Genomic DNA, 14,220 nt, shown 5'->3' with positions numbered 1-14,220 from the left:
ATGCGGATGTAAATGTCAGTGAATGCGGTCGCCGCGTGGTGAGAGCGATTGCATGATTTCGGCTTCGGCATGCAGAAGTTCTTTCCAGCGCGTCCTTACTTTCTCGGCAGGGATGTAAGTTTCGGCCAGTTCGAGAAATGTGCGGTAATGTCCCGCTTCGGAGATCATCAACTCACGATAGAACTTTTGCAGCGATTCGTCATCCAGGTTTTCCGAAAGCAGCTTGAAGCGCTCGCAGCTCCGGGCCTCGATCAATCCGCAAATAAGCAGCCGGTCGAGGAACATCTTGTTGGCATCTCCTTTGGTCACCAGTTGCATGAGCTGGTTCACGTATTCGTCTTTGCGTTGGCGGCCGAGCGGAATATTTCTTTTCTTTAATTCCTTCAAAACTCTTTGAAAATGACCCCATTCTTCGGCCACAATCGGCGTGAGGGTTTCAACCAATAAGGCTTTGTCAGGATAATGTACAATGAGCGAAATGCAGCTGGAAGCGGCCTTTTGCTCACAATAGGCGTGATCTATCAGAACATCGCCGATCTGCATGGAGGCAATGTCGGTCCAGCGGGGATCGGTCGGAAGTTCCAGTCCGAGTGTTGTGAGTGATGTAGCCATATTGGTCAAAAGTTTGTTCAGCTAGTCGAACATCGGCCAGTTGATCCCGAATGAAAATGACCTTGCCAGGCCCAGGTAATCGGGTGTCACATAATAACCCTTCGGGAAGAGGCCGAAGTTGCCGCCCTGGTTAAGATAAGACATTTTAAAGAATAACCTTACCCGTTTGATCCGCACATTGGCAAAACCGTCTACCACCGCATTTCCGGCAAGCCTCGTATTGTCTTGTAAATGAAATTGTTGTGTGATAGGCATATACGCGTCGGCCAGGTACGACGACCGGTAGCGTGCCGCGAGGCCGAGCTGGATGAAAAGCACTTTGGCATACACAAAATCGAAAGTGACTTCGCCGCTTGCGAAAACCGTAGGGATCCGCATTACGTCCTTGTTGTCGTTCAGGGTAAGGTAGCCCATTGTAGTGAAATTCCAGCGATTCAAATGAATGCCGGAATTGAAGCCCAGCCGCAGTAACCTGAAACCGGCATTGAGCTGCCGGGGCACAGCCGCTGTGTCGTAGTAAATGTAGTCGTTGATCTGGTGTATCTGCGCTTCGGGCACGAACTCGATTTTCTTCGTCTTCAACACGAGGGATGCGAAGATCGTCTGGACCTTGGTAGGGTCGAAGTTGTTCCGCCAGTCGAAATGGTTATTCAGGTAGCGTTGTACCAGCAGATCGGGCGCCGTTTGGATACTCTGGAACCCGGCTTTTCCCCAGCGGGTATTCAGCTCGCCTTTCAAGCGGTATTCCACATTTTTGGCGAGGTTCAGATCGGCTTCGGCCGTCAGGTATTGTACGGAATCTTTCAGGTAATAACCCAGCCACGCGCCGATAATATTGTCGAATTTAAGGCCCGTGCGGTAAGTCGCATAAGGGTCGCCCGTTTCGTTTTTCGATTGCGCCCCGCCGCGCATACCGTAAAATCGCTGCCGCACATAGGCCCGGTAGTTGAACCCTTCGTAAAAACCTTTGATCCCGACTTTGTTATCGAGGAGCTTGTAATAAATGTCCTGACGAGTTTGGGTAGAATCAAACCTGGTCGCCGGGTAGATCCCTTTTTCCAGTCCGCGCGCCAGTTGCAGGTCGGTATAATGGTCGATGGTACTCTGGAAATCGGCTTGTTGGAAAACCTGGAACCCATTGAGCAGCCGGTACTGCTGGTACACATGGAAAACATGGCGCCGCTCCCAGGAATTGGCATTGTCGCTGATTCTGGCAGCGCCATCGTAGGAATATTTGTCGACGACACCGGCCTCGTCGACATTCGGTATTACGCCGCCCTGTTCGGCTACCTTCATGTTCAAATGCCGGTAATGCGCCAGGATGAGGTACTTTTTGTTTTTGGAAAAGAAGCTGGTATGCGCCAGGAAAGTCCAGTTCCGGCCAAGCAATGCCGCGGAGGAGATGGAATTGGCAAAACCATATATTTTATTGGAGGTCAGACGCGTAGCCCGTATCCCGAAGTTGAACCGCGAATGCACGTTTTGGGTATAGGCAAATGTCCCCAACGAGGTCTTCTTCGGCCCCGACATGAAATCCAGTTCGGTATGCTGCGATTTGGTATCCACATAAGCGACATCTTCCTGTTTGATCGCGTACGCATCGTACACGCGCAGGCCCAGCTGCGTACCAATGTCCTCACGGGGCTGGAAAAACAGGTTGCGCGTAGCCGTAACATTATTACCCAGGTCGACCAGTTTGCCCCAGGCCTTGTCCATCGGCATCCAGCGGTGGAAGTTGGTTAAACCCGTATCCACGCGATACCGTACCGAATCGCGGTTGTTGAGAATATCATGCTCGTAAAAGTGCAGGGTTGAATGCGGGCCGTAGACGTTCTTGGTGCTATCGTCGAGAATGGCTTGTCCTCCGCCCCCGCGCGAACCACCACCTCCTCCGCCACCGCTCGGCATCCGGATATTGCCCGGAAGCTTCACCTGGCCGCTGGCTGTCGGGATGGTTAGGATGAAGCTGCATAAAACACACAGGAAGCTATATAAAACAATTCTCATAGAGGGAAACTCGTTCTGCCGTTTTTAAAACCGGTCGGTCTGTGATGTGACCCATTGTGCGAAAGCCTGTTCGTCGTTCCCGAAATCCACGGAAACCGGAACGTACGCGAAGCGTGCTGCGTAGCCTTTTGCGACAACCAACGGTTTTAATTTGACCATATCCTTTTCAGTCGTGACCACAAAAGTATCGTTTTTTAGGTTCTTAATAAGGTCTTCGACGTCACTTGGCGTGTAATTATGGTGATCCGGAAAAACCTTTTGGTCTGTAACGCTGAACCGGGTGGTCAAATATGCGGCGAATGGCTGCGGATTTGCGATTCCGGCCGCCATTTTAACATTCTTTAACTCAACGGGCAGGCTCTCGTACGAGATCGGGTGGTCGTAGCGTGTGCTGGCAAAGAAAATAGGGACATCGGTATGGGCGTAGCGGCGTATGTTTTCTTTAATAACTTCTTTTTCCGCAATCCCGAGTGTCGCCGGGCATTTGGTGACGACTACCGCATCGGCTCGCATTGCGCCGTGACGGCGTTCTCGCAACCGGCCGGCAGGGAAGGGGTGGTCTTTGTAAAAGGGCCGGTTGTAATCGTTGAGCAGTATATTGATGTCCCGTTGAATGGCGCGGTGCTGGAATGCGTCATCGAGCAGCAGCAACCTGATGTCCGGGTGCTTTTCATGTATTTTCAACGCGCCTTCCACCCGTTTTTCGCAAACGGCTATGACTGCTTCCCTGTCGAATTTGGTATAAAACTGAAATGGTTCGTCGCCGATCGTTGCCGCCGTGGACGTGGCGCCGGCTTCCAAAAAGCCCCGGGTATCGCGTCCGTAGCCACGGCTGAGTATCGCGAGCGGTATTTGTTTCGAGAGTAAACGCGTGAGGTATTCGATGACCGGTGTCTTGCCTGTTCCGCCGACAGTGAGATTGCCAACCACGATCACTTTTTGTAGTACTTTTTCGGAGTGCAGAATACCGCGATCGAACAGAAGGTTACGTACGTCTGTGACAGCACCATAGATCCACGAGAGGGGTAGCAACGCATTTTTTATCCAGGGCAGCTCTTTCATCCTGGTGCATAATTACGTAAATTTTGTCTAATATTGTGCCCCTTTTACAATCTGACACCGCAAAATCATGCCGTTAAAAATTGTGTATAAGCCACATACGCTTCATTTTCGCAAGGAAGCGGGCACCTCTCGCGGGGTACTTACACAAAAAACATCCTGGATCGTCATCGTTACCGACTCTGAAAAGCCCGGGGTTGCCGGTTATGGTGAATGCGGACCGTTACCCGGTTTGAGTGTTGACGATATTCCGGACTTCGAAGCGCAGCTTGCGGACGTTTGCGGCATTTTCAATGAGCTCGACCTGGATGTATTTCCGTTTAACCTGGGTATCATCCTGGAACAACTGATCCCCGAAAACCTGCCTTCTGTTCGTGCGGGTATCGAAATGGCGCTGCTGGATATCATGAACGGCGGGCAGCGGATGTTGTTCAAGAATGGTTTTTCAGGAAATGGAGATGGCATTCTGATGAACGGGCTGATCTGGATGGGCTCTTTCGAGCATATGCTCGCGCAGGTGGAGGAAAAGCTCTCGCAAGGCTTCACTACGCTCAAAATGAAAGTGGGTGCGATCGATTTCGAGCAGGAGTGCCGGATTCTGGAAGCCGTTCGGAAAAGATTTGATAAAGATGCTGTTACATTAAGGGTAGACGCCAATGGTGCATTTACCGCCGATAACGTAAACGAAAGGCTTGCCAGACTCGGTGCATTCGACCTGCATTCCATCGAACAGCCGGTAAAGGCAGGCCAGCACGAACTGATGGCCGATCTCTGTGCTTCGTCGCCGGTGCCGGTGGCTTTGGATGAAGAATTGATCGGCGTTCCCAATTACCGCGACAAGTTTGCATTGCTCAAAAAGCTGGCGCCGCCTTTTATTATTCTCAAACCTACATTGCTCGGCGGCTTTACGGCTACGAGCGAATGGATTGAAATTGCCAACCGGCTACATATCGGCTGGTGGATCACCTCGGCATTGGAATCCAACATCGGCCTCAATGCGATTGCTCAATACACGGCGTCATTCAACAACCCGCTGCCGCAGGGGTTGGGTACCGGCCAGCTTTATACCAATAACTTCGATTCCCCGCTGGCCGTCGAAAACGGCAATTTGTATTATCGGAAAGAGGTAGCCTGGGAATTACCAGGCCACGCCCTTGCGGAGCCAGCCTAAGGTTTCCGCTTCCGCAGTTCCCGGCTCCGGTATGAAATTGTATTCCCAGTTGGCCTGAGGCGGCAAGCTCATCAGGATCGATTCCGTGCGGCCATTGGTTTCCAGCCCGAACTTCGTACCACGGTCCCACACGAGGTTGAACTCCACGTAACGTCCGCGGCGCAGGTACTGCCATTGTTTTTGCTCTTCGGTAAATGGCTTGTCCGCATATTTCTGCATCAATGCCGTGTAAATGGGCGCGAAATTTTCACCTACTTCCTTAACAAATTCGAAAAGCTGCGTTTTGGAAAGCCCCTGACCATTCCCCGGTTCGTCGGGTTTGAGGTAATCGAAGAAAATGCCGCCTACGCCCCGCGTTTCGTTGCGGTGCTGGATGAAGAAATAGTCGTCGGCCCAGGTTTTGAATTTGGGATAAAAATCGGGATGATGCTTGTCGCAGGCTGCTTTCAAAGTATGGTGGAATGCCCGCGCATCTTCTTCTACCACATAATGCGGCGTGAGATCGATGCCGCCGCCGAACCAGCAGGTGCCGTTGTCGAGTTCGAAATAGCGCACGTTCATGTGTATGATGGGCACGTGCGGATTGCGCGGGTGCATGACGATGGATACGCCTGTGGCCGTGAACTGCGGGCTCGCGTCCTCGGCCAGGTTCATCTGCGCACGCAACCTGGGGTGAACCTCGCCTTTTACGCTCGAAAAATTGACACCCCCTTTTTCGATCACCGCGCCGTTCTGGATCAGACGCGTACGGCCGCCACCGCCGGAATGGTGTTGCCAAAGGTCCTCGTGAAATTGGGCGCCGCCGTCGGTTGTTGCGATGGCGGCGCAAATGCGGTCTTGTAAATCCTTGAAAAACGATTCTATATCTTCCACTTTCATAGTCGGTAGTCAATGCTGCGAGCGGCAAAAGTACGACAAATAGCGCTGCCCGGACATAAAAAAGCAGAGCGAGGCACCCTGCTTTTTGAATTCAATATACATCTATCTAGTCATCAATGCGGAGTAACATAGAAAGGCTAGAAGGAAGCCTGTCTTTTTATTACGTTGCCAGTTAAATTGACAGTTCGTTTTAGTTTTGACAACTCAGTTTGCTGTTTCCCCTATGTGGGTGCTATTTTTTGAACTGGTTTGGTCTATGCGTTTAAACCTCAAAAATCTGATCAGAACATAGCTATCACGGGAGCGCTCTTCAAAGGTTCTGTCAAATTCTTCATTAGTAGTTAATTCCAGTTGATATTTGTAGCCTTTACCTCTTAACCCCTTGCCGATGAGTTTATGCAAAGTGTATTCTGCAATGTCCGTGTTTTCGTAATGATTCAGCTTTGTGTTTGGCACATGTTTGCCATCAATCCATATTCCGAAGATGTGGGGCTTCTTCCAGTTCTCAAATATTTCCGGTGAAGGCGCTTTTTTAACTGGAGGGCCTTCTTTATACAGTAAAATGCCGGCATTGTTCGCAGCGAGCTGCTGTTCCTCGTTCATTCGGGAATATATTTCATATTCCTCTTTCATTGTCTGGTCATCCATTTCGGTAGAGGGCTGGCGCTGACCTCTTTTATTGATAAAATACCGGGTGTGTTTCTCCATGACGGTATAAAAGCGGTCCAAATCTTCTTTTGAAACACCCTCAGGCGTGAAGGTTTTGGCTTCGGTGGTATTATGAGAAGGCGCGGGTATTGCAGCCGTTTTCTGCGAATAGGTCTTGTCCGCCAGCGCCAATGCAAGTACTGGCAGCAGCAATGCAACCAATGCCTTTTTTAGAAACTGAATGCGCAGGTTAATCTTCGTAGTCATCATGGCTAATCGTTTTTTGGTGACAGGATAATTGAAGGAACTTGCAAGTGAGGCTGTGCGATGGGCGAGGAGGGTGTCCAGCAGAAGGAGTTGGTATTCCTTCACACCGGTGGGGCCAGCCAGCACGGAGGCGTCAGCCAGGTATTCGTGGTTCAGCCGGATGGCGCGGCGATAGAGCAGGAGGAACGGGTTGAACCAGCTCACTGCGATCAATAATTCCGTGAAAAGAATATCGAACGAATGCATTTGCTTCGAGTGAGCGAGCTCGTGTGCGAGAATTTCCTTTGGAATCTTTTGATTGTCAAATGCTTCCTGCGAGATGAAAATGAAATGGAAAAAGCTGTAAATAGGCGCATCGCCTGGCATCAGCACCAGTCGGGCTGTTTCAAAAGGGACAATTCGCCGCCCGGACCTGGCTCGGAGGATGGTCAGAACCTGAAAACCCATTCGCATTAGCAATGCGGCGGCGACGAGTCCATAGGCCAGCCAGGGCAGATAATCAGGGAAACGCTCGCCGGCTTCTACTTCTATTTGAGCGGGATTACCCGCAGAAACGAGGTCCGCGCATTTGGCGCAACCGAACCGGCAGTAAGCACTTCATTCACCGGCGCAGACGGCATTTCTATCGTCATCAGCGGCACGAGGAGTGAGAATACCATCGCTCCGAGCAGGTAAAACCGGTTGAAACGCAGCATTTTTTCCCTTTCCAGCATGAAATGGTATACCGCGAACAAAAATCCCGAGCAAATGACGTATTTGATGAGATAGCTAACCATTTTGCTTGCGTTTGATTTCTTCGTCGATAATGTTTCTTAACGCTTCCAGTTCACTGGTGGTCATGCTCGTGTCGCGGGCGAAAAACGAGCCGAACTGCGCTACCGAGTCGTTGAAGAAATTCTTGATCATTCCATTCACCTGTTTGGAGAAATACGCTGTCTTCTCAACCAGCGGATAATACTCGCGTGAGTTTCCATACAGTTTGTAGGCCACAAAACCCTTCTCCTGCATTCTTTTCAGCAGCGTCGCCACCGTTGTCGTCGCCGGTTTCGGGTCGGGAAAGCATTCGATGAGGTCTTTCATAAAAACCTTTTCTTTCTGCCATAGGTACTCCATCAGTTGTTCTTCGGTTTTGGTGAGTGACATGATAATCGCGCTTTGTTCTACAATCTGATATGTTATTCTACAAATGTAGAATTAAAATTGAAAAATAAAAACTTCCGATGCAACGATTCACTCTATTTTTGTAACTGATAGTTTTAAATATCAGCCATCCACCTATGATCCGTACCGTTTTACTGTTCCTTCTTTCCGTCAATTTGGTATTTGCCCAGGAGTTTACGTCCGTCGTCCGCGGGAGTGTGAAAGACGCCGATACCGGCCTGCCGCTGACGCAAGCGACCGTACAGCTCGACGATAAAAGCGGCATAACCGATGAAGCCGGGTTGTTCCGTTTTGAAGGCGTGAGCGTAGGTCGGCACGTTCTGACGGTGTCGTTTGTGGGCTACGAAACCCTCGTGATTCAGGAGATCCTGCTCGAATCGGGTAAGGAAAATGTGCAGGAAGTACGGCTAAGCGCTAACGGCCGGCAATTACAAGAGGCGACCGTATCGGGCAGCAGGCTGCCGGCATTCAACAGTGTGCAGGCCATTACTACGGAGCAAACCCTGCGCTATGCCGCCACCTATCTCGATCCCGCACGCGTAGCGACCTCCTTTGCAGGTGTAGCCGCAGCGAACGATCAGGCCAACGGTCTGGTGGTACGCGGCAACTCGCCGAGCAGCATGCAATGGCGGCTGGAAGGGGTGGAAATTGTGAATCCAAATCATTTGTCGAATGCAGGGACATTCAGCGACAGGCCGACTTCGACCGGTGGCGGGGTGAACATTTTGAGTACGCAACTCATGGGCACGTCCTATTTTATGAGCGGCCCTTTCCCTGCGCAATATGGCAATGCGATGGCGGCTATTTTGGACATGTCGTTACGAAAAGGGAATGATGAAAAAAAAGAATTTACAGCCCAGGCGGGATTGATCGGTTTGGATATTGCGGCGGAAGGCCCGTTGTCAAAAAGCAATAAAGGCTCCTATTTGATCAATTACAGGTATTCATTTACTGGCTTGCTTGGGGCAATGGGTGTCAATTTCGGTGGTGAGGATATCCGTTTCCAGGATCTGTCGTTCAACGTGGAGATTCCCACGAAAGGCAATGGGAGCTTTACGCTTTTCGGGCTGGGAGGCATCAGCAGCAATGATTTCGAAGCGGACAAGGATTCATTGCAATGGGAAGCCGATAAAGATGCGTACAATATTCGATATAAGAATAAGATGGGGGCATTGGGTACTACGCTTACCCAGCCCGTGGGGTCTCGAGGCACTTATCGGATGGCATTTGCGATTTCGGGACTCAATACTACCCGTGATGCCTCTCCCTTGTATCCGCGTTGGCGCTCGTATGGGGATATTGAAGGCAAAGATTACCTGTCAACCAGTAAGATATCATTCAATACTTCCTATGCCCACAAAATCAGCGGAAGAAGCAAAATTACGCTGGGTACATTTCTCTTGTTCCAAAAAGGAAAAATAGATCCGCAATGGCCCGATGGCGTGCTTCGGTCATGGGTGGTGCAGCCATATCTCAACTGGGCATGGAAGGTCGGTGAATCTGTCACCACTGAAATTGGGTTGCATGGAATGATCAGCAAGATCCGGTCGGACCTGGCCGATGTACACGTGAGCATAGAACCGCGTGTGGCCGTGCGTTGGCAGGCGTCGGTTACCTCGCGATGGAGCCTTTCCTATGGAATGCACAGCCAGTTGCAAAACGACGCATTGTACCTGACGGCTCATGGCATGACGAACCGGTTCCAAAATTTCCACCTTGCGCCATCCAAAGGGCATTATTTCACATTGGGTTACCAGCATGATCTCTCACCTGGAACGTCGATCAAACTGGAAGCTTACTGGCAGCAACAGTATAATGTTCCCGTGGCCGGCGATCAGGCGAGAAACTACTCGGCCGTCAACATCATAGAGAAAATTCCCGACCTGAAATTCCTTAATGATGAGAAGGCGCGCAATTATGGCATTGAAGCTACCTATCAGAAGTCGCTGACCAATGATTTTTATCTCCTTGCAACCGGTTCTTTATACAACGCTACCTATGTGGATATAGAGGGTGTTCGAAGACAAGCTCGCTTCAATGGTCGGCATACGCTGAGCCTCACCGGTGGAAAGGAAGTAAAGAGGGGCGATCAGAATATCTGGGGATTTAATGCCAAAATTCTATGGATTGGCGGTTTTCGGGAACGTCCTATTGATGAGGAATACTCCAAAATATTGAATTTCAGCATCGAAAGCAGCAATAGCTATTCAGTAAAACTCAGAGACTACTTTCGCCCCGATCTGCGAATTTACTGGAAGAAAAGTCATCGCAGATACAGCAGAACGTTGGCCCTGGACCTGCAAAATGTTTCGGGTACCCGGAACGAGGGCTATCATCGGTACGATGCGTTCCTGAAAAGGGTGGTAGTGCAAAAGCAACTGGGGCTGATCCCGGTACTGAGTTATCGGTGGGAGTTTTGAGTGGATGTGTGAATGATTGAATGAGTGAATATTTTTTGGGGGGTAGAGGTTTGGTTTTCAGGGTTTTGATTTGGGTTGGAAAGAAAATTTTAGCGGTGGGTGAACTTTCAGGGGGTTTAAACTGTAAACTTATCTGCAACGAAACTTTGGCTAAACCAAAGCTGCACTACCAAATGGGGGTGACCGGTTTTGACAGCGGGCTGAGGGCTTGTGTGTAAGCATGTCGGGAGTTGAGAGCACCTCCCGGAAATAATGTTCTCAAACAATAACTGGCGAATCTACTTACGCCATGGCTGCTTAATCCGGAGGATTAACCAAATGCCATCATCTCTCCACCTAACGTGCTGCCGGGTGGGTTCAGAGGTGTCGAACCGCAGCGCTGGTTGGTATATTGATGCGTAAAACCAACGAGACCCTAGTATCTAAGGCTATGACGCAGGTCCGCCGTGAACCTTGTCAGGCTCGAAAACCGAATCGCGGATAAGCATGTAGAAGGCGCAGGTTTTCCCTGTTCTGGACGAGGGTTCGACTCCCTCCGCTTCCACAGGATTTAAACGTCTGTAACTCATGGAGTTGCAGACGTTTTTTTGTTGCCCGAAAATGACTCGATGCCAATTAGGGATCAGCTCTTCCAGTGAAGGGGACAACAATAGCAATTGCCCCAGGTCATATTCCTTAAAAACAACAGATTTTTTATCTTGCCCATGTATTTCCAATGTGGTAATTAAAAATACAAAAAAGCCCTCGCTCTACAGAGTAGAAAGAGGGCTTTTGCTTTTGGGTCAGCCCCGGACAACCTCTCGTGCCGGGGAGGTTGTCCAAAGGCTTGTTCTGTTCAGGCTTTTCACTTAGCGATAACGAACTTGGTGCTATAACCCTGCCCGTTTTTATTGGTAATCAAAATTACATACGTTCCTGCCTGAATATGGCTTATATTAATTTCGCCTACCGAAGTTTTGCGAGATTGATAGACTGCTTTTCCATTCATGTCATAAATCTCAATATTTTGAATTTCATTCCAATTTGCATTGCCATCCATCTTTATTTTTATTGAGTTCGCAGCCGGATTGGGATACAGGGCAAGCAGCAAATCTTCGCCGAAATTCAGATTGGTAATTTTGCTGTAAGCAAATGTTCCGTCAAAATCAATCATTTTCAGACGGTAGAGGTTTTCTCCGTGCTCAGGTGCAGTATGTGTATATTCATAATCAGCGAGTTGTTTACTATCTCCTCTCGCGGTAACAGTCGCAATCAGATTCCATATTTTACCATTACTGCTATGTTCAATTTCAAATTTGTCGCTGTTTGCCTCTTCCACGGTGCGCCATTCTAAGCGAGCGGAGGCATTTTCTAATTTCCTGGCTGTAAAGCTGGCTAGTTTAACGGGGAAGGGCACACAGTCGGTGGGCGACACTACTATGCTAAGCGTAGCGGTGCTGGTGCATGAGCTACCCGTTGTGATAGCGTAGGTAATCGTTGCAGTGCCACTTGCACCGGCGACGGTGGTGAGTACCCCGGTACTGGGGTTGATGGTTGCCAGTGTCTCAGGAGAGACTGACCAAATTCCGCCAGAGGAACTATTGGTATAGGGATAAATGCCAATAGTTGGGGCGCTGCAAGGTTTTTCTGGCCCGACAATAGGCCCCACTACGGGAAGTGGAGAACCTAATACCCTTACTTCATCCGTGGCGGTGTAGCAACCTGTGCCAGCATCGTAGAAAGCCGCGTAGTACGTGCCTGCACTCACAGCCGTAGGGTCTGCCACAAGGTTAGAAGCGGAGGCTATGGGGCCCGTGTGCCAAGTAACTGTACCGGCATTGGTAGGAGTAAAATTACTATTCAGGTTAACCGTGGACTGATTACAGTCAATGTTTATACTGGAAGGAGTAATGCCGGGACCAGGAAGACCTATTGAAATTGCATCCAGAAAGTTACCAGCAGCATTTCCACCAACAGCAGAAACAGCGGTGAAACGCACCGAGAATTCATTACCAACATTATTGGGAAGTGTGAAGGTCACTGAGTAATACCCCCACTTCTGGTTGCCGTCGGTGAAATTACCTAGGTCAATATATTCGGTACCTGTCAGCGCAGGTTGGTTGACTGCCACTTGCGTTGGACTAGGTGTACCAATACCCACGTGTATGACATCGTTTCCACTACGTCCCCGGTGAGCAAAGTTCAGTGTAAAGGTGGTACCTCCGGACGAAATAAAATTCTGATAAGTTGTTGCATTTTGGTATGCATTCAATTCGATGAACTGTTTTCCATCATACGCTGGTACGCCGTTGAACCCGCTTCGCCACACTTCCTGCATGTTGTCCGTGGCAGTTGTTCGCCAGGGTGAAATTTTGGGATTGGTATTCTGGTTGTACAGCCCGTAGGAAGACGTAATCTGAGTATCCTCAAAGCTGGTATTGCTCAAATAGGTGCAGGAACAAGCGATTGTAGTGAATGTGGCTGTGGCGGTAGAGGAGCAGCCGTTGGTTGTACCTGTCACCGTATACGTTCCCGGCGTACTTACATTGATTGAGGCCGTGGTTTGGCCATTGTTCCATAAATAACTATCGGCGCCAGCAGCAGTTAACGTACCTGAACTCCCTACACAAGCCGTGTCCGAGGTAGCTGTCACGGTCGGGCCTGTGGGTATGGCCGCTATGGTAACTGGCTGGGCTTGCGATGTACAAATCGCTCCGGAGCCGTTGCGCGCAACCACACTATAGGTATCCGGATTCAGGCCGGAAAAAACCGGGCTGCTTTGAAAGTTGATCCCATCCAGACTATAACTGTAGTTGGCGCCGGTAGGAGAGGTGATTGTGAAAGAACCTGTGGGTGACGTACAAGTTGGATCTACTTGTGTAGTTACCGGTGTAGGTGGGGTAGCCGGGCCTGTTACGATTACCTGATCAGTAGCCGTGTAACAGCCGGTTCCCGAATCATAAAAAGCTGCAAAGTAGGTTCCGGCCTGCACGGCGGTAGGGTCAGAAATCTGATTTGCAGCCGAAGCCAAAGCATTTGTATGCCATGTTGGTGTTCCGCCGTTAGAGGCTGTAAAGATTGTGGTAAGGTCTACCGTTGTTTGAGGGCAAGAAATAGTTGTGCTGCTTGGTGTGATGTTTGGTCCCGGCAGGCCTATTGAAATTGCATCCAGAAAGTTGCCAGCAGCATTTCCACCAACGGCAGAAACAGCGGTGAAACGTACCGAGAATTCATTACCAACATTATTGGGAAGGGTGAAGGTCACTGAGTAATACCCCCACTTCTGGTTACCGTCGGTGAAATTACCTAAGTCAATATATTCGGTACCTGTCAGCGCTGGTTGGTTGACTGTTACTTGCGTTGGACTCGGCGTACCAATGCCCACGTGTATGACATCGTTTCCGTTACGTCCCCGGTGAGCAAAGTTCAGTGTAAAGGTGGTACCTCCGGACGAAATAAAATTCTGATAAGTTGTTGCATTTTGGTATGCATTCAATTCGATGAACTGGTTTCCATCATACGCTGGTACGCCACCGAACCCGCTTCGCCACACCTCCTGCATGTTGTCCGTGGCAGTTGTTCGCCAGGGTGAAATTTTGGGATCGGTATTCTGGTTATAGAGTCCGAAGGAAGACGTAATCTGAGTATCCTCAAAGCTGGTATTACTCAGGTAGGTGCATTGGCCCAAGGCTTTAAAATTGAAATAGTGAGCAGCTAAGCATACCCATATTAATAAGATTCGTGGAAGAGCACTGTGTGACCGTACTAAATGGTAGATTGAATTCATAACCCGTTGTTTTGGCTAGTAATAGATTCGTAATTTGCATTCATAGTTTCACAGAATCTCATCAGGGAAATGCTATGTCAACTCGTTATATGCTTGAAATTAGGAGAGAAAGCACTATTCATTTTACTGGGATTCAGTAAGTTAATCATAGTGCCGGGGCCTATTAACAAAATACAATCCCAAGGGGAAAATAGGCAAAGCTGTCTGTATCAATAATTGACGACAAGTCC

General features: G+C 49.5%; 10 protein-coding genes and 1 other RNA gene. 3 read left to right on the top strand and 8 right to left on the bottom strand.

Going from position 1 to position 14,220, the window contains the following annotated elements; translation table 11 throughout:
• Positions 1 to 15 precede the first annotated feature (15 nt).
• From J7619_RS04075 to lpxK, 3 genes are read right to left on the bottom strand one after another with little or no spacing between them, the layout of a single operon-like run.
• The gene (locus tag J7619_RS04075) at positions 16 to 612 is read right to left on the bottom strand and encodes a tRNA-(ms[2]io[6]A)-hydroxylase (RefSeq protein WP_291194419.1); all 597 of its coding nucleotides are present in this window, start codon (positions 610 to 612) and stop codon (positions 16 to 18) included.
• A 21-nt stretch (positions 613 to 633) separates the two neighbouring features.
• Positions 634 to 2,619, bottom strand: coding sequence for a putative porin (locus tag J7619_RS04070; RefSeq protein WP_291194416.1), 1,986 nt, complete (start codon positions 2,617 to 2,619; stop codon positions 634 to 636).
• Positions 2,620 to 2,643: 24 nt separating this feature from the next.
• Positions 2,644 to 3,681 carry a tetraacyldisaccharide 4'-kinase gene (lpxK, locus tag J7619_RS04065; protein WP_291194413.1) on the bottom strand — a complete coding sequence of 346 codons (1,038 nt, stop codon included), beginning with the start codon at positions 3,679 to 3,681 and terminating at the stop codon, positions 2,644 to 2,646.
• Positions 3,682 to 3,748: 67 nt separating this feature from the next.
• On the opposite strand from lpxK, the gene J7619_RS04060 reads away from it, so the two are divergent.
• Complete coding sequence (locus J7619_RS04060) at positions 3,749 to 4,849, top strand: o-succinylbenzoate synthase (RefSeq protein WP_291194410.1); 1,101 nt, start codon at positions 3,749 to 3,751, stop codon at positions 4,847 to 4,849.
• Here J7619_RS04060 and hemF read toward each other — a convergent pair.
• The 4 genes from hemF to J7619_RS04040 all read right to left on the bottom strand — a co-directional run bounded on the left by hemF (position 4,817) and on the right by J7619_RS04040 (position 7,786).
• A complete protein-coding gene (gene hemF / locus J7619_RS04055) occupies positions 4,817 to 5,728 on the bottom strand; it encodes an oxygen-dependent coproporphyrinogen oxidase (protein ID WP_291194407.1) in 912 nt (303 codons plus the stop codon). The two genes, J7619_RS04060 and hemF, sit on opposite strands and share 33 nt — an antisense overlap.
• Positions 5,729 to 5,932: 204 nt before the next feature.
• Entirely contained in the window at positions 5,933 to 7,090 is a 1,158-nt protein-coding gene (locus J7619_RS04050) for a M56 family metallopeptidase (RefSeq protein ID WP_291194404.1), read from the bottom strand.
• 80 nt (positions 7,091 to 7,170) lie between these two features.
• A complete protein-coding gene (locus tag J7619_RS04045; RefSeq protein WP_291194401.1) occupies positions 7,171 to 7,419 on the bottom strand; it encodes a hypothetical protein in 249 nt (82 codons plus the stop codon).
• Complete coding sequence (locus tag J7619_RS04040; protein WP_291194397.1) at positions 7,412 to 7,786, bottom strand: BlaI/MecI/CopY family transcriptional regulator; 375 nt, start codon at positions 7,784 to 7,786, stop codon at positions 7,412 to 7,414. Before J7619_RS04040 ends, J7619_RS04045 begins: the two co-directional genes overlap by 8 nt.
• Before the next feature lie 134 nt (positions 7,787 to 7,920).
• Between J7619_RS04040 and J7619_RS04035 the strand changes: the two genes are divergently transcribed.
• Both J7619_RS04035 and ssrA read left to right on the top strand, forming a co-directional pair.
• The gene (locus J7619_RS04035; protein ID WP_291194394.1) at positions 7,921 to 10,224 is read left to right on the top strand and encodes a carboxypeptidase regulatory-like domain-containing protein; all 2,304 of its coding nucleotides are present in this window, start codon (positions 7,921 to 7,923) and stop codon (positions 10,222 to 10,224) included.
• A gap of 175 nt (positions 10,225 to 10,399) precedes the next feature.
• Positions 10,400 to 10,771: a transfer-messenger RNA gene (gene ssrA / locus J7619_RS04030) on the top strand.
• Between the two features lie 297 nt (positions 10,772 to 11,068).
• Here the strand turns inward: ssrA and J7619_RS04025 are convergent.
• The gene (locus tag J7619_RS04025) at positions 11,069 to 13,990 is read right to left on the bottom strand and encodes a T9SS type A sorting domain-containing protein (protein ID WP_291194391.1); all 2,922 of its coding nucleotides are present in this window, start codon (positions 13,988 to 13,990) and stop codon (positions 11,069 to 11,071) included.
• Positions 13,991 to 14,220 lie beyond the last annotated feature (230 nt).

The sequence above is a fragment of the Dyadobacter sp. genome (genome assembly GCF_017744695.1).
In the GTDB taxonomy this organism is placed as follows: Bacteria; Bacteroidota; Bacteroidia; order Cytophagales; family Spirosomataceae; genus Dyadobacter.
This window is presented reverse-complemented; position numbering and strand designations above follow the sequence as displayed.